14 protein-coding genes are annotated in these 18,204 nt (G+C 35.5%); 4 read left to right on the top strand and 10 right to left on the bottom strand.

The window, feature by feature from the left end:
• Position 1: 1 nt before the first annotated feature.
• On the top strand, positions 2–1,294 hold the full coding sequence (locus tag LNP81_RS07160; protein ID WP_230034575.1) for an HlyD family secretion protein: 1,293 nt from the start codon (positions 2–4) through the stop codon (positions 1,292–1,294).
• Here LNP81_RS07160 and LNP81_RS07165 read toward each other — a convergent pair.
• The 3 genes from LNP81_RS07165 to LNP81_RS07175 all read right to left on the bottom strand — a co-directional run bounded on the left by LNP81_RS07165 (position 1,291) and on the right by LNP81_RS07175 (position 3,685).
• Complete coding sequence (locus LNP81_RS07165) at positions 1,291–1,998, bottom strand: tRNA1(Val) (adenine(37)-N6)-methyltransferase (protein ID WP_230034576.1); 708 nt, start codon at positions 1,996–1,998, stop codon at positions 1,291–1,293. The two genes, LNP81_RS07160 and LNP81_RS07165, sit on opposite strands and share 4 nt — an antisense overlap.
• 580 nt (positions 1,999–2,578) lie before the next feature.
• Positions 2,579–3,103 carry a ribosome maturation factor RimM gene (rimM, locus tag LNP81_RS07170; protein WP_065451539.1) on the bottom strand — a complete coding sequence of 175 codons (525 nt, stop codon included), beginning with the start codon at positions 3,101–3,103 and terminating at the stop codon, positions 2,579–2,581.
• Positions 3,104–3,118: 15 nt separating this feature from the next.
• Complete coding sequence (locus LNP81_RS07175) at positions 3,119–3,685, bottom strand: 30S ribosomal protein S16 (RefSeq protein ID WP_230034577.1); 567 nt, start codon at positions 3,683–3,685, stop codon at positions 3,119–3,121.
• Between the two features lie 197 nt (positions 3,686–3,882).
• Between LNP81_RS07175 and LNP81_RS07180 the strand changes: the two genes are divergently transcribed.
• Both LNP81_RS07180 and rbp read left to right on the top strand, forming a co-directional pair.
• The gene (locus LNP81_RS07180) at positions 3,883–4,365 is read left to right on the top strand and encodes a DUF6252 domain-containing protein (RefSeq protein ID WP_230034579.1); all 483 of its coding nucleotides are present in this window, start codon (positions 3,883–3,885) and stop codon (positions 4,363–4,365) included.
• A 142-nt stretch (positions 4,366–4,507) separates the two neighbouring features.
• On the top strand, positions 4,508–4,867 hold the full coding sequence (rbp, locus tag LNP81_RS07185; RefSeq protein WP_026982652.1) for an RNA-binding regulator: 360 nt from the start codon (positions 4,508–4,510) through the stop codon (positions 4,865–4,867).
• A 216-nt stretch (positions 4,868–5,083) separates the two neighbouring features.
• Here rbp and leuB read toward each other — a convergent pair whose 3' ends face one another.
• The 7 genes from leuB to LNP81_RS07220 all read right to left on the bottom strand — a co-directional run bounded on the left by leuB (position 5,084) and on the right by LNP81_RS07220 (position 13,336).
• Entirely contained in the window at positions 5,084–6,145 is a 1,062-nt protein-coding gene (gene leuB, locus LNP81_RS07190) for a 3-isopropylmalate dehydrogenase (protein WP_230034581.1), read from the bottom strand.
• A 236-nt stretch (positions 6,146–6,381) separates the two neighbouring features.
• The gene (locus LNP81_RS07195; protein WP_230034584.1) at positions 6,382–7,902 is read right to left on the bottom strand and encodes an alpha-isopropylmalate synthase regulatory domain-containing protein; all 1,521 of its coding nucleotides are present in this window, start codon (positions 7,900–7,902) and stop codon (positions 6,382–6,384) included.
• A 42-nt stretch (positions 7,903–7,944) separates the two neighbouring features.
• Positions 7,945–8,733 (bottom strand): methyltransferase domain-containing protein, encoded by a 789-nt coding sequence (locus tag LNP81_RS07200; protein ID WP_230034586.1) that lies wholly within the window; start codon positions 8,731–8,733, stop codon positions 7,945–7,947.
• A gap of 132 nt (positions 8,734–8,865) precedes the next feature.
• Positions 8,866–9,462, bottom strand: coding sequence for a 3-isopropylmalate dehydratase small subunit (leuD, locus tag LNP81_RS07205; protein WP_230034588.1), 597 nt, complete (start codon positions 9,460–9,462; stop codon positions 8,866–8,868).
• A 161-nt stretch (positions 9,463–9,623) separates the two neighbouring features.
• Complete coding sequence (gene leuC, locus LNP81_RS07210; RefSeq protein WP_230034590.1) at positions 9,624–11,018, bottom strand: 3-isopropylmalate dehydratase large subunit; 1,395 nt, start codon at positions 11,016–11,018, stop codon at positions 9,624–9,626.
• A 521-nt stretch (positions 11,019–11,539) separates the two neighbouring features.
• Entirely contained in the window at positions 11,540–12,460 is a 921-nt protein-coding gene (locus LNP81_RS07215) for a helix-turn-helix domain-containing protein (RefSeq protein ID WP_230034593.1), read from the bottom strand.
• 72 nt (positions 12,461–12,532) lie between these two features.
• On the bottom strand, positions 12,533–13,336 hold the full coding sequence (locus tag LNP81_RS07220; protein ID WP_230034595.1) for an SDR family oxidoreductase: 804 nt from the start codon (positions 13,334–13,336) through the stop codon (positions 12,533–12,535).
• A gap of 326 nt (positions 13,337–13,662) precedes the next feature.
• Between LNP81_RS07220 and dnaE the strand changes: the two genes are divergently transcribed.
• The gene (gene dnaE, locus LNP81_RS07225) at positions 13,663–18,198 is read left to right on the top strand and encodes a DNA polymerase III subunit alpha (RefSeq protein WP_230034597.1); all 4,536 of its coding nucleotides are present in this window, start codon (positions 13,663–13,665) and stop codon (positions 18,196–18,198) included.
• The last annotated feature ends 6 nt before the right edge of the window (positions 18,199–18,204 follow it).

Here is an 18,204-nt window from a genome sequence, read left to right on the forward strand (position 1 = left end):
CATGGCTGAAGATACTACATTCGAATTAAGAAGTGAGGAAGTTCAGGACATCCTTACCAGAGTGCCCCACTGGATGATACGTTGGGGAACAGTTTTGATATTTGTAATTATTTTTATGTTGTTTTTTGTATCCTGGTTTATCAAATATCCGGACGTTGTAAATACCGAAATTGTCATTACAACCAATATTCCGCCAGAAAAAATAGTGTCGAAATCTTCCGGACGTATCGAAGCTATTTTGGTTAAAAACAAATCGATAGTTTCAAAAAACAGCACGCTTGCCATTATCGAAAACACAGCCAATTACAAAGATGTTTTTTTATTGAAAAAAATAGTGGATGAGTATAATATCAACAATCCTCAAAAAGCTTTTCCTTTTGCTTTGCTAAAAAATGCACAATTAGGAGAAATCGAAAGTGCTTTTGCTGTTTTTCAAAAAGATTATCAGGCCGAAGAATTAAATAAAGATTTGCAGCCTTTTCAGGTCGAAAACAGAGCGCAGGTTTCAGAGAAAGTTCAGATCAAGGAAAGATTAGAAATTTTGCAACAGCAAAAGGTCATTAACGAAAGTGAATTACAGCTTCAAAAAAATGAAATCGCCCGTTTTGAAACTTTATTCAATAAAGGGATTATTTCGGCACAGGAAATGGAAGCCAAGAAGCTGGGTTATCTTCAGGCGCAAAAGAGTTATAAAAGCCTTTTAACGTCGATTTCTCAATTGAAGTCCTCTTTGATTGATAATTCAAAATTAAGTCAGAATTCGCAGATAAGCGGCACCAAAGAAGAGGTTACATTAGGAAGAAACATGGCGCAATCATTTTATCAGCTTAAAAAAGTAATAAAAGATTGGGAATTGGCTTATGCCTTAAAATCATCGGTTAGCGGAGTGGTTACTTTTTTGCAGGTTTGGACAGAAAATCAAACCATAAATGTTGGTGATAATGTGTTCTCGATTATTCCGGATACCAGAAATGGTTTTGTTGGTAAAGTAAAAGCGCCGGCTCTAAATTCAGGAAAAGTAAAAATTGGCCAGGTTGTGAATATTAGATTGGCGAATTTTCCTGATCGTGAATTTGGTGTGCTAAAAGGTAAAATTCAGAATATTTCTCTTGTTCCGGATAAAGACGGTAATATATTAATGGATGTTGCTCTTCCTAACGGATTGCAAACTTCTTATAAAAAGCAAATTGTTTTTCAGCAGGAAATGAAAGGAAGTGCTGAAATTGTAACCGAAGATCTGCGACTAATTGAGAGAATTCTGTATCAGTTTAAGAGTATTTTCGAACAGGTTTAAAACTTCAGGTAAAACTCTTTCGTCAATTCGATATATTCCGGAGTATAAACATGTCTGTCGATTTCGATTGTTAATTCATCGATTTCGATTTCGGCAGTTTCATTTCGGCTAAAAGCTAATAAACTTCTTTTAGTTGCAGCTGTTGGAGTTCCTTTTACGCGGGTAATTTTTATTGGATATAATTGTGATTCTTTGGCTAAAGCGATAAATTTTGCTTCTTCTTTAAAAGGAAGAATTATAGCAAATATTCCATTTTCTGAAAGTAATAAATCGGCAGCTTCAACAAGTTCTTCAAAAGGCATGGCATCCTGAAAGCGTGCTAAATCGCGTTGTTCATTTTCGGTTTTAAAATCTTCGGCATAAAAAGGAGGATTTGAAACAATCAGATCATATTCGTCTTCCGGTTCTTCGATAAATTCATCTAAACCAGCATGAAAACAAAACAAGCGATCACCCCACGGAGAATTTTCAAAATTATCAACCGCTTGTTCGTAAGCATCTTCATCAATTTCTAAGGCATCAATTTGTTCCGCATGAGTTCGCTGAGCAAGCATCAAAGCAATAACTCCGGTTCCTGCGCCAATATCTAATACACTAAACGGATTATGATGTACTGGAGCCCAAGAGCCCAATAAAACGCCGTCTGTGCCGACTTTCATGGCAGTTTTATCTTGTTGAATAGAGAATTGCTTGAATGTAAACATAAAAATTAAATTCCAATTTTTTTAAATTCCAAATTCCAACCAAAAAAAGGAAATTCCAATTTTTTAAAATTCAAAATTCCAAACTGATTAGTGAAATTCAATTCTTTTAAATTTCAAATTATAATTGGAAAAGTAAATCTTTGTGGTTGATTTGTTTTGCAAAAATAAGACTAAAATCTGTATTAATTATTTAGAAGTTTTAGTGATTATTGCCGATAGAATCTTTCTTAATTCTTCGACTTCGAATAATAAAGAATCTGAAAGTATTTTTTGATCAGGATTTAAACTTTTAAAAAATGGCTTCTTTCAAAAAAAACTACAAATACTATAAATATATATGATAATTTGTATTCCTAAATTATTTTAACGCAGAGAGCGCAAAGGTTTTTCGCAGAGTTAACTAAGATTTAAGTTGTGTTTACACAATCTAAGTCCGCAAAGCTTTGTGAACTTTGTGTATTTATTAAACTTAGTATATTTAAAAAACTTTGTGTTCTCTGTGGTATTTTTTTGCAGATTTCTATAATGACCCGATTTTTATCGAAGCTAATTAGAAATTAAAAAATTTAGAATTTCTTAATTAAAGATACATCTCCACCAATCCTTCTGGCAAGTTCATGATAACTTTTTTATTCTCACGATCAATTTTTACAAGGAAATGATCGATCATCGGAATCAGCATTTCTACTTCGCCATTTAAAACTTCAAAAAGAGGTTGGGCTGTAGAATCGTTTACGGCAACAATTTTTCCAAAAACGCCTAAACGCTGATCCTCAATTTCGAAACCGATAACTTCATGGAAATAAAATTTGTTACCACTAAGTTTTGGTAACATATTTAAAGGAAGATAAATGGCATTGCCCATAATGGCATCTGCATCTTCTTCGGTATTCATATCTTCAAAACGAATTCTAAGAAAGTCGTTTTTGTGCAATGAACTTTTTTCAATAAAAAAAGGAACCAGGTGTTTATTGCATTCAATAAACACTGATTCCAGATTTTCGTATAACTCAGGTTCGTCCGTGTCTAAATAAGCCAGAACTTCACCTTTGAAACTAAATTTTTTAGCGATTTTACCTAAATAAAAACAATCTTCTTTACGCATTCTCGCTAAATATAATTATGCTTCAGTTGTTTCGTTATTTTCTTCAGCAGCAGGAGCTTCTTCAGTAGATGCTTCTACTTCAGCAACTTCTTCTTCAACTGCAGGAGTTGCAGCAGCGATAGCGTCAGCTTCAGCCTGAGCTGCAGCAGCTAAACGTTTAGCATTAACTTCTTGCTCTGCTTTTAAAGATTTAGCTCTAGCATCAGCTTGCGCTTTTGTTAAACCTTCTTTTTTAGCATCAACTTTTCCAGCTTTAGCATCTAACCAAGCAGATAATTTAGCATCAGCTTGCTCTTGAGTTAAAGCACCTTTACGAATACCTCCATCAAGGTGGTGTTTCAATAAAGCACCTTTGTAAGAAAGAATTGCTCTTGCAGTATCAGTTGGTTGTGCACCATTGTGTAACCATTTTACAGCGCTATCAATGTTTAATTCGATAGTTGCAGGGTTTGTGTTAGGATTGTAAGTACCGATTTTCTCTAAGTATTTACCATCTCTTTTTGAGCGTGCATCTGCAGCTACAACCCAGTAAAAAGGTCTTTGTTTTTTACCGTGTCTTTGTAATCTAATTTTTACTGACATAATCTTATGATTAAATTTTGAGGTACTCGACCTCCGTTAATTAAGGGCGCAAAGATATAATTTTTTTATGAATTATTCGTTCCAAACTTTATTAAATATATTTGCTGCAGATTTTTGCTGTTTTTTGACCTGTTTCAGGGTTTAAATTTTCATTTTTTGGCTCAAATAAGGTACTTTTGCCTCAAATTCATGACCTTATGAAAAAATATATCTACTTGTTTATTAGTGTTTTTGTACTTGCATCGTGTACTGAAGATGTAAAATTTAATACGCCTGCTTTTCAGGGATTGAAAGATAATGTCTTTTGGAGGTCTCAAAACTATACAGCTTATACAACAATAAACGGAGATTTGTTTATCGAAGGAGGTTTGGGAGCTGAGAAAGTAAGCTTGAAACTGCCTTCTCCAATTCCTCAAACTTATATTTTGGGTGTTGATGATATAGCAACGGCTTCCTATTCGAATGTTTTTCCGAGTGAAACACCTCAGTTTACTACAGGAACAAACATGGGGAACGGCCAGGTTGTGATTACAGATTTTGATGTTAAAAACAATACTATTTCGGGAACATTTAAATTTACAGCAGTAAATGGTAGTGCAGGTGATGGAGAAAAACCTGAAATTCATTTTACAGAAGGTGTTTTTTATAAGATACCATATACCCCTAAGGTTAACTTCTAAATTATTAAGTTTTTCATTTGCAATTGTTTGGTTTTATTGATTTCTATTTTTTTAAATCAAAATAAAAACATAAATAAACTAATATATAGTAGATTACAGAAAAATAAGACTACATTTGCTACATTATTATAAATAAGTACATATGAACATTTTTGTTGGAAGCCTTCCATTCAGTATTGAGGAAGCAGATTTAAGAGAGTCTTTCGAGGCTTACGGAGCAGTAGATTCAGTTAAAATCATTACTGATAAATTTACAGGAAGAAGCAAAGGTTTTGGTTTCGTAGAGATGCCAAACGATGCAGAAGCTCAAAAAGCAATTGATGAATTGAATGGAGCTACTGTTCAAGGTCGTGCAATTGTGGTTAATAAATCTGAACCGAAACCAGAAGGCGAAAGAAGAAGCTTCAACAATAACAGTCGTGGTGGAGATTCACGCGGAGGTTATGGTGGAGGAAACAGCCGTGGTGGAAATGACCGTGGTGGTAACAGAGGAGGATATTAATATTTTTTTCTAAATATATAAAAGGGATCAACGTAAGTTGATCCCTTTTTTTATGCGGTAAATTTTGTTTCTGTAGAGATGCACTGCTTTGCATCTAACACAAAGCGAAGACGCATTTCTATAAGCCTCTTCATGAAATAAATTAGCTATAAGTTTCAGGTTTCACGTTCCAACAATAACTTGAACCTTGAAACCTGAAACCTGAAACAAAATTAACTATAAGTTTTCTACAAGCCAGTCTCCAACTTCGCTGGTTTTGTATGCTTTTGATCCTTTTGTTGCTAAATCTTCTGTAACAATTCCTTGCTCTAATGATTTGTTTACAACGGCTCTGATAGCTTCGGCTTCGTCTTTTAGTCCAAAAGCATCTTCGAACATCATGGCTGCAGATAAAATAGTTGCCAGCGGATTTGCAATATTTAATCCAGTTGCCTGAGGGTAAGATCCGTGGATTGGTTCGTATAATGAAGTATGTTCTCCAACAGAAGCAGAAGGCATTAATCCCATTGAACCTGAAATTACAGAAGCTTCATCTGTTAAGATATCTCCAAATAAATTCTCTGTAATCAAAACGTCATAAGAATTTGGCCATTGTACCAAACGCATTGCCACTGCATCAACAAATTCGTAAGAAACAGTAACTTCAGGATACTCTTTTTCCATTGCCTGAACGGTTTCTCTCCATAAACGTGAAGTTTCCAAAACGTTTGCTTTGTCAACGCAACATAATTTTTTGCTACGTGTCATGGCAAGTTCAAAACCTTTTTTGGCCAAACGCTGAACTTCGGCTCTTGTGTAAACACAATTGTCAAAAGCAGTTTCTCCGTCGTCTCTTCTTCCTTTTTCTCCAAAATAAATTCCTCCGGTTAATTCTCTTAAGAAAACCAAGTCAGTTCCTTCGATTCTTTCTCTTTTTAAAGGAGAATTATCAATCAAAGAAGGGAACGTAAAAGTAGGGCGTACGTTAGCAAACAAACCTAATTTTTTACGCATCAATAATAATCCCTGCTCCGGACGAACTGGTGCGCTTGGATCATTATCATATTTTGGGTGGCCAATTGCGCCAAACAAAACAGCATCTGCTTTCATACAAACTTCATGCGTTTCATCAGGATAAGGAACTCCAACAGCATCAATTGCAGCTGCTCCTGTAAGAGCTGGTGTCCATGTTATTTCGTGATTGAATTTTTTTGCAATAGCATCAGATACTTTTACAGCTTCATTAATTACTTCTGGTCCGATTCCGTCACCGGCTAAAAGGGCTATGTTAAATTTCATTTTTTTTTAAGGTTGTAAGGTTCTGAGTTACTAAGGTTCTAAGTTTTTTTTCTTAGTAAGCAGAATTCTAATTTATAATTTTTTTTAAGGTTCTAAGGTTCTGAGTTGCTAAGGTTCTAAGTTTTTTTTCTTTATAATCTTAGTAACTTGATGATAAATTTCTTTTTTTTAAGGTTCTGATTTGTTAAGATTCTAAGTTCAAAGAAAAAAACTTAGAACCTTAGCAACTTAGAACCTTACGGAATCACATTCAACATCTTTTGAGTTGCAATAATCGCTGCAACGGTTTGATCTGAATCTAATCCTCTGGTTTTAAATTCTTTTCCGTTGTTTGTCCAGGTGATGATCGTTTCGCACAAAGCGTCAGAACTACTTCCTGGTGGGATTCTTACTGCGTAATCAATCAATTTTGGAAGCGTTAGTTTTTTGCTTTTGTAAATTTTAGATAAAGCATTCATAAAAGCATCAAACTGACCGTCTCCCTGAGCGCTTTCTTCGATGATTTCGTCATCAATTTTTAAAAGTAAAGTTGTTGACGGACGCATTCCTTTTGAATGCATTAATACGTAAGATTCAATGGTAATTTTATCCTGATAAGTGTGACTGTCCAAAACATCAGAAATAATGTATGGTAAATCTTCTTTGGTAACGGTTTCTTTTTTATCGCCCAATTCGATAATTCTTTGGGTAACCAATTTCAAATCTTCCTGATTTAATTTTAAACCTAATTCCTGAAGATTTTTTTCGATATTGGCTTTACCCGAAGTTTTTCCTAAGGCGTATTTTCTTTTTCTCCCGAAACGTTCCGGAAGTAAATCATTAAAATATAAATTGTTTTTATTATCACCGTCAGCATGGATTCCAGCAGTTTGTGTAAAAACATTGTCACCAACAATTGGCTTGTTGGCAGGAATTCTATATCCTGTAAAGGTTTCTACCAGTTTGCTTACCGTATAAAGAGAAGTTTCTTTGATATTGATGCTAACTTCCGGTAAATAATCATTTATTACGGCAACTGTGCTTTCCAGCGGCGCATTTCCTGCTCGTTCTCCCATTCCGTTTACGGTAACGTGAAGCCCGTTTATGCCGGCTTTTACAGCTTCCATAACGTTCGCAATACTTAAATCGTAATCGTTATGCGCGTGAAAATCAAAATGAATGTTTGGATATTTTGCTCTGATTTTCGAGATAAATTCAAAAGTCAAAGACGGAATTAATACGCCTAAAGTATCAGGAAGTAAAATTCTTTTAACGGGTTGAGTAGATAAAAAGTCCAGAAATTGAAAAACGTATTCCGGTGAATTTCTCATTCCGTTGCTCCAGTCTTCCAGATAAACGTTTGTGTCAATATTATTTTCTTTTGCTAAAGCGATTATCTCGGCAATTTCTGAAAAGTGCTGTTCAGGTGTTTTTTTTAATTGATGTGTCAGGTGATTCATTGAACCTTTGGTCAATAAATTCTGCACTTTGGCACCAGCTTTTTTCAGCCATTCGATCGAAACGCCTCCGTCGACAAACGAAAGTACTTCAATACGATTCGTATATCCTTTTTCGGTTGCCCAGGATGTGATGCCTTTTACGGCTTGAAATTCTCCTTCGCTGACACGAGCCGAAGCAATTTCGATTCTATCAATATTTAATTCCTCCAACAACAATTGTGCAATGGTTAGTTTTTCTGCAGCAGAAAATGATACTCCCGAGGTTTGTTCACCATCGCGAAGCGTCGTATCCATTATTTCAATTTTTCTTTTTTCCATATTGATTTTCTATATTTCTTTAAAAGTGAATTATAGTTATTGTTATATTTTTCCTCTTACTTCGTTTAGCTTCATTGTCATCGAAAGGGCTGAATTTTCTATCCAGTCATTGTATTCTTCAATTGCCTTCAATCGTAATTCGTCTTCTAAATAACCTTCCTCGACCATTTGTCTGGATCCGGCAACTTTGGACCAAATCCCAACTTTCGATTTAAAATCAGCATCTTCCTGAAGGTAAACTTCATCTGAATTTATTTTTTCGATAGAATGAAAACCTGCTTCTTTTAATAACAGAGGTAAATCTTCTCCTATTTTATTGTTCATTCCGGCATCTGCCCGCCATTTCAAAAAAGTTTTATAAAACTCCTGCATGCTTTCCGGTGGCAACGGATTCCAGATTAAATTGGTGTGATCATAATCCAGAATTGATATTTGACCGTTTGGCTTCAATAATGATTTCATTTTTATTAAAGCTTCTTTTGGGTTGCTTAACCATTGCAATGTTCTGGCGGAAATAATTAAGTCGAATTTTATATCCGGGTTGTAATCAAATAAATCAACAGCAATTAATTCTAAATTAGCAACTGATTCATAAGATTCCTGACCGCTTTTTATAAAGTTTTCTGTATTGTCAATGGCAATAACTTTTCCGTTTGGGCCAATATTATTTGCAATGTCTCTTGAAATTGAACCTGTTCCGCAGCCAATATCTAAAACGGTTATTCCGGGTTGTAAAATCTGAGTCAGATTTCTATAATTTTTGGCTAAACTTCTATCGTTGAATATTTTCGTTGCATTTTCGTCTCTTTCAATATGTTTATTGCCTTTCATTTACAATAGGATTATTTAAAACTTATTTTTTGTAGGATTAATTTCTGAAATATTCTTTCGATCGATTTCATTTAGAAAGACCCGACAAGCTTTGAAACCTGTCGGGCCTAATAGACTGAATGAGATTTCTTTTTAGTAAGGAAGTTTATCGGCGAAAGCCACAATATCTTCTTTAATATTTTGTAGATAATCAATGTCATCAAAGCCATTAATCATATTGTTCTTTTTGTATCCGTTAATCGCAAAAGATTCTGATTGACCTGTTGCCAATAAAGTAATGGTTTGGTTTGGCAGGTTGATTTCTAATTGTGTATTAGGATCAGCTTCAATTGCTTTAAAAATGGTATCAGCAAATTCAGGGCTAACCTGAACTGGAAGAACACCAATATTTAAACAGTTTCCTTTGAAGATATCTGCAAAGAAACTAGAAACTACAGCTCTAAAACCATAATCGTAAACTGCCCACGCAGCGTGTTCTCTTGAAGATCCTGAACCGAAGTTTTTTCCTCCAACAAGGATTTTTCCGCTATAAGTTGAATTGTTTAAAACGAAATCAGCTTTTGGAGAATCGTCTCCATTATATCTCCAGTCTCTAAAAAGATTGTCTCCAAAACCTTCACGTTTTGTAGCTTTCAGGAAACGAGCCGGAATAATTTGATCTGTATCTACGTTCTCAATTGGCAGCGGCACTGCACTGCTGGTAAGTATATTAAATTTATCGTATGCCATTTTAATTTTAGATTTTTGGATTTTAGATTTTAGATTTTCTCACTGGGATAAATTCTAAACGCTAAAATGTTTTGTATTAAATAATGTAAATCAATTTTTGTTTGAAAATATTTAGATGAAAGTTTACACAAAGTGAAAATCTAAAATCTAAACTCTTCAATCTAAAATAATTCTCTTGGGTCTGTTAGTTTTCCTGTAACAGCAGCAGCGGCAGCCATAATCGGGCTTGCTAATAATGTTCTTGAGCCAGGACCCTGACGACCTTCAAAGTTTCTGTTTGATGTACTTACGGCATATTTTCCGGCTGGAACTTTATCATCGTTCATTGCTAAACATGCTGAACATCCAGGCTGACGTAATACAAAACCAGCTTCTGTCAAAATATCCAAAATACCTTCTTCTTTAATCTGAGCTTCAACAACGTGAGAACCCGGAACTAACCAAGCCGTAACATTATCAGCTTTTTTTCTTCCTTTTACAATTTCGGCGAAAGCCCTAAAATCTTCGATACGACCGTTTGTACAACTTCCTAAGAAAACGTAATCAATTGGTTTTCCAATCATCACATCGTCTTCCTGGAAGCCCATGTAAGCAAGCGATTTTTTATACGTTTCCTCACCGCCTTCAACTTGGTTGGCGTTCGGAATATGTTTAGAGATACCAATTCCCATTCCAGGGTTAGTACCATAAGTAATCATTGGTTCAATATCTGAAGCGTTGATATTTAATTCAGCATCAAAAACAGCATCAGCATCCGTTTTTAGAGTTTTCCAGTATTCAACAGCTTTTGTCCACGCTTCACCTTTAGGAGCATATAATCTTCCTTCAAGGAAATCAAAAGTTTTTTGGTCAGGAGCGATCATTCCGCCACGAGCACCCATTTCGATACTTAGGTTACAAACCGTCATACGGCCTTCCATAGTCATATTTTCGAAAACATCTCCGGCGTATTCAACAAAATATCCAGTTCCTCCAGAAGTAGTTAACTGAGCAATAATATAAAGTGCAACGTCTTTTGGACCAACACCTTTGCTTAACTGACCGTTTACGTTGATACGCATTTTCTTTGGTTTTGGCTGCATAATACATTGTGTAGAAAGCACCATCTCTACCTCAGAAGTTCCGATACCAAAAGCAATCGCTCCAAAAGCACCGTGAGTAGACGTGTGAGAATCTCCACAAACAATAGTAGCACCTGGCAAAGTAATTCCGTTTTCAGGACCAACTACGTGTACAATTCCATTTTTAATGTGACCTAATCCCCAGTGCGAAATTCCGTATTCGGCAGCGTTATCTTCAAGAGCTTTAAGCTGATTGGCAGATAGTGCATCTTCAACTGGTAAATGTTGGTTTATGGTTGGTGTATTGTGATCTGCAGTTGCAAAAGTACGTTCCGGGTATAAAACCTTAACGCCTCTGGCTTTTAATCCTAAAAAAGCAACAGGACTCGTAACTTCATGAATGAAATGACGATCAATAAAAAACACATCTGGTCCATCTTCAATTTTACGCACTACATGTGAATCCCATACTTTGTCAAATAATGTCTTACTCATTTTTATTTTTTTTAATTGTAATTTCTAACCACAGCAATTTCCTGCTCATTATAATAGGAAAACAAAATTAGAAAAAGATATAAGGCCGTCAATTTCAATATTTCATTATATACGATACCCAAACTGAAATACAAATTGGTATTCGGTTTTTTGTTATTGGATTTGATTGTAGAATGAATATAAATTGGTTTTGCTTTTCCTTTTTAGGTTAATTTTGATTTGATTGCTTAAATTTTAATAGTTGGCAAATTTATCTCAAAATCATTACAGAATATAGGTTTTAATTGAAAAAAATGTAACAAAATGAATTAAAATAGTAATAATTGTTAGGTTTGGTTTGTTTTTGAATCTTTGTTTTTGCGTGTTCTAATGGCTTTAAATGCCATTTTTTGAAGTTTTTTTATCTTCTAAAATCTACCAAAATACTACGACATCCAAGAGATGTATTTTTATGAAATTTTATGTTTTTTTAAGCTAAAAACTGAATTTTGATAAGAATGTTTTTAGAATAATTTTGAAGATTAATTCAGTGAGTTTTTAAAAGCTAAAGGTGTAAGGCTGGTTTTCTTTTTAAAGAGTTTACTAAACGATTGAGGGTATTCAAAACCCAATTGATACGCTATTTCTGCAACCGAAAGATTGGTAGTAATCAGAAAATCTTTTGATTTTTCGATTAGTTTGGAGTGAATGTGCTGTTGCGCATTTTGTCCCGTTAAATTTCGAAGCATATCACTCAGATAGTGGCTTGAAACATTTATTTGCGAAGCCAGAAAATCTACTGTAGGCAAACCTCTTTTCAGTGTTTCGGCATTATTGATATAATTATCCAGCGTTTCTTCTACTTTAAGTAATAAATCACTGCTAATGGTTTTTCGTGTAATAAATTGGCGTTTATAAAAACGATTACTGTAATTAAGCAACACATCAAGATAAGAAACTATAACATCCTGACTCATTTCGTCAATTGCGGTATGAAGTTCATTATCAATGCTGTTTAACAATCCAATAATGGTTGTTTTTTCACTGTCAGAAAGATGCAATGCTTCATTGGTATCGTAGGAGAAAAAGCCATATTTTTTGATCGTTTTTCCTAAAGGATAATTTCTAATAAAATCAGGATGAAAAAACAGCGTAAACCCAAAATATTCGGCTCCTTCTTCATTATCGGTAAAAATCAATTGATTGGGAGAGGTAAACATTAATCCGCCTTCATTAAAATCATAATAGCCCTGACCATAACCCATTTTTCCGTTGGTCGAATATTTATAAGATATTTTATAAAAATCAAGAAGAAAAGCATTATTTGTCAATCCGGCATTGATGACCAGTTTGGTATTGTCCACCAGACTAATCATAGGATGCAGCGGTTTTGGCAGATTAAATAAAGTATGAAACTGAGATATAGAAGAAAGTTTTGACGGATTATTATTTTTCTTTTCCATGATATAAAGGTATAAAAAATCAAAAACGAATACCGTACAGATTATCAAAATCTGAACGGTATTCATCCTAAATTAGGCTCCCAGAAATTGTTTGCCAAAAGCGGTGCGAAAAACTTCGTCGCCTTGTTCCAGTCTTTGTTGGTAAAGTGCTTTGGCATCTTCTCCGGCTACATATCTTAGTTTGGTTTTTCCATCCGTAGCAGCTTCAAATACAACATCGGCAATTTGTTCTGCAGTCGATGCCATTTCAAACATAGTATCAACACTTGCAAACAAGGCGTTTGTCATTGCTTCATATTCAGGTTTAGTTCCTGAATCAAGTGAACCGTGTAGAAATTCTGTTTTAATACCGCCCGGAGAAACCGTTTTAATATGTACACCAAACGGATTTAATTCATAAGCCATACTTTCGCTCCAGCCTTCCAATCCCCATTTTGTTGCATGATATACAGATCCTAAAGGAAAAGAAATCAATCCGCCGATAGAAGTTGTTGAGATAAATAAGCCGCTTCTTCTTTCTCTGAAATAAGGAATAAAAGCATTGGTAACACGAATTACGCCCAACAAATTGGTATTAAGCTGTTTTGTGATTTGGTCGTCGTTAAAACTTTCCAAAGGACCAATTAATCCATAACCCGCATTGTTAAAAACGATATCAATGTCGCTTAATTCCAGCGCTTTTTGAACCGTGCTTTGTATTTGATCATAATTAGTAACGTTCAAAGGCAATAACGTTACGTTTTTTAAACCAGAAAGTTCTGTTTCCTTTTCAGGGTTTCTCATTGTTGCGATTACATTCCATCCTTGATTGTGGAATAATTTTGCTGTTGCTTTTCCTAATCCTGAAGAAGCGCCTGTGATAAAAATTGTTTTCATAATAATTGTTTTAATTTGATGAAGCAAAGTTCAGGTGAGAGCAGCGTTTAAAAGTGTTCATTTTGGTGCAATGAGTATCCAAAATGAATAATCGAAGTTTTTGGGTTTAAATAATCGAAATTTTATCATTTTTATGGGTTTTTAACACTTTCTAATAATGATTTTGATTAATGCTTTTTGTTTAATTCTTTATTTCCTTAAGCGAAAAAAAAGCGTAAATTTGAACTTCCTCCATTTCTATAAAGCAATTTTTTATAATCCATGTAATCAGAGATTTATATTGGTTAAATTGGAATTTGGAGCTTTAATTTTTGCTATTTAAACTTATGTATTTAATATTCGATACCGAAACAACCGGATTACCAAAACGTTGGGATGCCCCAATTACCGATTCTGATAACTGGCCTCGCTGTATTCAGATTGCCTGGCAGCTGCATGACGAAATGGGAAAGCTTGTCGAGCATCAGGATTACCTTGTAAAACCTGACGGATTTAATATTCCGTACGATGCAGAACGTATTCACGGAATTTCGACTGAATTGGCTGAAGCCGATGGAATCGCCTTGGCCGAAGTTTTGGAGAAATTCAACATCGCATTAAGCAAAACCAAATTTATTGTTGGTCAGAATTTAGGTTTCGACGTTAATATTATGGGAGCTGAATTTCATAGAATGGGCGTAGATTCACCTATGAGTTCAATGCCGGTTTTAGATACGTGTACCGAGGTTACGGCTTCATTATTAAAACTTCCCGGAGGTCGTGGAGGAAGGTTTAAATTACCAACCTTAACAGAATTACACGAATATCTTTTTAATAAACCTTTCGCGGAAGCGCACAACGCAACTGCCGACGTTGAGGCAACTACGCGTTGTTTCTTGGAATTAATAAGAAGAGAAGTTTTTACCAAAGAAGAACTGGATGTTGAAAAGGATTATTTTAAAGAATTTCAGGATAAAAATCCACAGGAATTTCCTTTAATTGGATTAAAACACATCAATTTAAAAGCAGCTTCTGATAAAATTAGAGAGCAGCTAAAAGCTTTAGAATCGGTTGGAAAAGAACCTACGGTTTTGCATTCTGACAGAGAAGATTTTAAAGAAGCAAAATATGCGCATTTACACAATCATACCCAATTTTCGGTTTTACAATCGACAATAGGTATTGGAAATATCGTTGCGGCTACAGCCAAAAACGGAATGCCGGCCGTTGCGATGACCGATACAGGAAACATGATGGGAGCTTTTCACTTTGTGAGCGCCGTTATGAACCACAATAAAGCAGCATCCGGAAAAAATAAAGCTTTGGTTGAAGCTGGTGAAGAACCAACAGAAACAGAGATAAAACCAATCGTAGGTTGTGAATTTAATGTTTGCGACAATCACCTTGATAAAAGCAAAAAAGACAACGGAAATCAGATTGTATTGTTAGCCAAAAATAAAAATGGTTATCATAATCTGGCAAAAATGTCATCGATTGCGTTTACAAATGGATTTTATTATGTCCCGAGGATTGATCGAAAAATTATCGAACAATATAAGGAAGATATTATGGTTTTGTCCGGAAATTTATACGGAGAAATTCCGAGTAAAATTCTGAACATTGGTGAAAACCAAGCCGAAGAAGCCTTGATTTGGTGGAAAGAACAATTTGGCGATGATTTTTATCTGGAAATTATGCGCCACAATCAGGAAGATGAAAATCGTGTAAATAAAACCCTGATTGAATTTTCGCAAAAGCACAATGTCAAATTAATTGCGACAAATAATACCTATTATTTAAATAAAGAAGATGCCAATGCACACGATATTTTATTGTGTGTAAAAGATGGTGAAAAACAAGCCACACCAATTGGTCGTGGTCGCGGATATCGTTACGGATTACCAAATCAGGAATACTATTATAAGTCGCAGGAAGAGATGAAAAAACTCTTTGCTGATTTACCTGATTCGATTATTAATATACAGGAAATTGTCGATAAGGTTGAGATTTATTCGCTTTATCGCGATGTATTGCTTCCTAAATTTGATATTCCCGAAGAGTTTGTAGTTGTCGAAGACGAAGCTGATGGTGGTGTTCGTGGTGAAAATAAATACCTGCGACACCTTACAATGGTTGGGGCACAAAGACGATATGGTGAGATTACCGAATCGATTCAGGAACGTTTGGATTTTGAGTTATTAACGATTTCGAATTCCGGATATCCGGGTTACTTTTTGATCGTTCAGGATTTTATCGCCGAAGCACGAAAAATGGACGTTTCGGTTGGTCCCGGTCGTGGATCTGCTGCGGGTTCTGCTGTGGCGTATTGTTTAGGAATTACCAATATTGACCCTATTAAGTACGATTTGCTTTTTGAGCGTTTCCTAAATCCGGATCGTGTATCCATGCCCGATATTGATATCGATTTTGATGATGAGGGTCGTGGTCGTGTTATGGATTATGTAATTAATAAATACGGTCAAAATCAGGTGGCGCAAATTATTACGTATGGTAAAATGGCAACCAAATCTGCGATTCGTGATACGGCTCGTGTACTGGATTTGCCATTGTTTGAAGCCGATAGAATTGCAAAACTGATTCCGGCAATGATGCCGTCAAAATGGAATCTGGCGCGTTTTATTTCTGAAAGCGAAGATGAAGTTAAAAAAGCTCTCCGTTCTGATGAATTTGATAATGTAAAAGAATTGATCGCCATTGCCAATGAAGATGATTTGGCGGGAGAAACAATTCAACAGGCAAAAATCCTTGAAGGATCGATGCGAAATACCGGAATTCACGCCTGTGGGGTAATCATTACGCCATCGGATATTACGAATTTCGTTCCTGTAACTACAGCAAAAGATTCTGATTTATATGTAACACAGTTTGATAACTCGGTTGCAGAAAGTGCAGGATTGTTGAAGATGGACTTCCTGGGTCTGAAGACCCTTACCTTAATAAAAGATACCGTTAAACTGGTAAAATATAGAAACGGAATTGATCTTGATCCCGATACATTCCCAATTGATGATGTGGAGACGTATGCACTTTTCCAGAGAGGAGAAACAGTTGGAATCTTCCAATACGAGTCGCCTGGAATGCAGAAATACATGAAGGATCTAAAGCCAACGGTTTTTGGAGATTTAATTGCCATGAATGCCTTGTATCGTCCGGGGCCTTTAGAATATATCCCTTCTTTCGTAAGAAGAAAAAATGGCGAAGAGGAAATCAAATACGATTTAGATGCCTGTGAGGAATATTTAGGAGAAACTTACGGAATTACGGTTTACCAGGAGCAGGTAATGCTTTTGTCGCAATCGCTGGCTGACTTTACAAAAGGTGAGGCCGACGTTTTGCGTAAGGCGATGGGTAAGAAACAAAAAGACGTACTGGATAAAATGAAGCCTAAGTTCGTAGAGCAAGCGGCTAAAAAAGGTCATGATGCAAAAGTTTTGGAGAAAATCTGGAAAGACTGGGAAGCATTTGCGAGTTATGCCTTCAACAAGTCGCACTCGACTTGTTATGCCTGGATTGCGTATCAAACGGCGTATTTAAAAGCGCATTATCCGGCAGAATATATGGCAGCGGTTCTTTCGAATAATATGAATGATATCAAGCAAGTATCATTTTTTATGGAAGAATGCAAACGAATGGGCTTGCAGGTTTTAGGACCAGATGTAAATGAGTCGTTCTATAAATTCACGGTAAACGATGAATATGCAGTACGTTTTGGAATGGGCGCTATTAAAGGTGTGGGTTCCGGAGCTGTGGGAACCATTGTAGAAAGTAGAAAAGACGGTAAATACAAATCGATTTTTGATTTGGCGAAACGTATCGATTTGCGCGCAGCTAATAAAAAAGCAATCGAAAACCTCGCTTTAGCAGGTGGTTTTGATTCGTTTGAAGGAACGACAAGAGCTCAATATTTTCATGATGATGGTGATGGAATTACGTTTTATGAAAAAGCAATTCGTTACGGCTCTAAGTTTCAGGAAAACGAAAATTCATCGCAAGTGAGTTTGTTTGGAGAAACAAGTGAGGTGCAAATTGATGAACCTGTTGTGCCGCCATGTGAAGACTGGAGCACGATGGAAAAATTGGCCAAAGAGAAAGAGGTTGTTGGAATTTATATTTCAGGACATCCCCTTGATGATTTTAGATTCGAGATGAAATACTTCTGTAATTCCCGATTAGAATCGCTGAAAAGCATGAATGAATATGTGGGTAAAAATCTAAATTTTGCAGGAATCATTAATAACGTGCAGCATCGTGTGGCAAAAAATGGAAAAGGCTGGGCGGTATTTAATCTGGAAGGATATGATGAGAGTTATGAGTTTAAGATTTTTGGCGAAGAATACTTAAAATTCCGCCATTTCCTGATTCAGAATAATTTTGCTTTCATTAAAATATTAATAAAAGACGGTTGGGTAAATCATGATACAGGTAAAAAATCTGATCCGAGAATGCAATTTGTTGAGATTAGACAATTGCAGGATATCCTGGAAGCTTTTGCTAAAAAACTGATTTTGTTATTGAATATAAAAGATTTGCAGGCTGAATTTATTTATAATTTAAGTCAATTATTTAGCGCCAATAAAGGAGATAATGCTGTGGCTTTTGAGATTATGGAGCTTGAAAAGATAAAACGTTTGGTCGAAGTAGAAACTCCTACGGATTTTGAAGAAACAGATGATGCCGTTTTTGTAGACGAGAATGACGCAGAAGCATCTCTTGAGGAAACCAAGATTCAGGAAGTAAATGAGGTCGAGGAAATCAAGGTTGTAACCAAGCTTGCCATGCCTAGTCGTAGAGTAAAAGTTAAGATTTGTACTGAGTTATTGATAGAATTAGAGAAAATGCAGGTAAATTTTAAGCTAAACTAAATTTTA

Source organism: Flavobacterium piscisymbiosum, from assembly GCF_020905295.1.
Taxonomy (GTDB): domain Bacteria; phylum Bacteroidota; class Bacteroidia; order Flavobacteriales; family Flavobacteriaceae; genus Flavobacterium; species Flavobacterium piscisymbiosum.

What these genes read in the sequence shown, in the direction of transcription:
- LNP81_RS07160 (WP_230034575.1), top strand. Translation starts at nt 2, where the DNA reads ATGGCTGAAGATACTACATTCGAATTAAGAAGTGAGGAAGTTCAGGAC.
- LNP81_RS07165 (WP_230034576.1), bottom strand. Translation starts at nt 1,998, where the DNA reads ATGTTTACATTCAAGCAATTCTCTATTCAACAAGATAAAACTGCCATG.
- rimM (WP_065451539.1), bottom strand. Translation starts at nt 3,103, where the DNA reads ATGCGTAAAGAAGATTGTTTTTATTTAGGTAAAATCGCTAAAAAATTT.
- LNP81_RS07175 (WP_230034577.1), bottom strand. Translation starts at nt 3,685, where the DNA reads ATGTCAGTAAAAATTAGATTACAAAGACACGGTAAAAAACAAAGACCT.
- LNP81_RS07180 (WP_230034579.1), top strand. Translation starts at nt 3,883, where the DNA reads ATGAAAAAATATATCTACTTGTTTATTAGTGTTTTTGTACTTGCATCG.
- rbp (WP_026982652.1), top strand. Translation starts at nt 4,508, where the DNA reads ATGAACATTTTTGTTGGAAGCCTTCCATTCAGTATTGAGGAAGCAGAT.
- leuB (WP_230034581.1), bottom strand. Translation starts at nt 6,145, where the DNA reads ATGAAATTTAACATAGCCCTTTTAGCCGGTGACGGAATCGGACCAGAA.
- LNP81_RS07195 (WP_230034584.1), bottom strand. Translation starts at nt 7,902, where the DNA reads ATGGAAAAAAGAAAAATTGAAATAATGGATACGACGCTTCGCGATGGT.
- LNP81_RS07200 (WP_230034586.1), bottom strand. Translation starts at nt 8,733, where the DNA reads ATGAAAGGCAATAAACATATTGAAAGAGACGAAAATGCAACGAAAATA.
- leuD (WP_230034588.1), bottom strand. Translation starts at nt 9,462, where the DNA reads ATGGCATACGATAAATTTAATATACTTACCAGCAGTGCAGTGCCGCTG.
- leuC (WP_230034590.1), bottom strand. Translation starts at nt 11,018, where the DNA reads ATGAGTAAGACATTATTTGACAAAGTATGGGATTCACATGTAGTGCGT.
- LNP81_RS07215 (WP_230034593.1), bottom strand. Translation starts at nt 12,460, where the DNA reads ATGGAAAAGAAAAATAATAATCCGTCAAAACTTTCTTCTATATCTCAG.
- LNP81_RS07220 (WP_230034595.1), bottom strand. Translation starts at nt 13,336, where the DNA reads ATGAAAACAATTTTTATCACAGGCGCTTCTTCAGGATTAGGAAAAGCA.
- dnaE (WP_230034597.1), top strand. Translation starts at nt 13,663, where the DNA reads ATGTATTTAATATTCGATACCGAAACAACCGGATTACCAAAACGTTGG.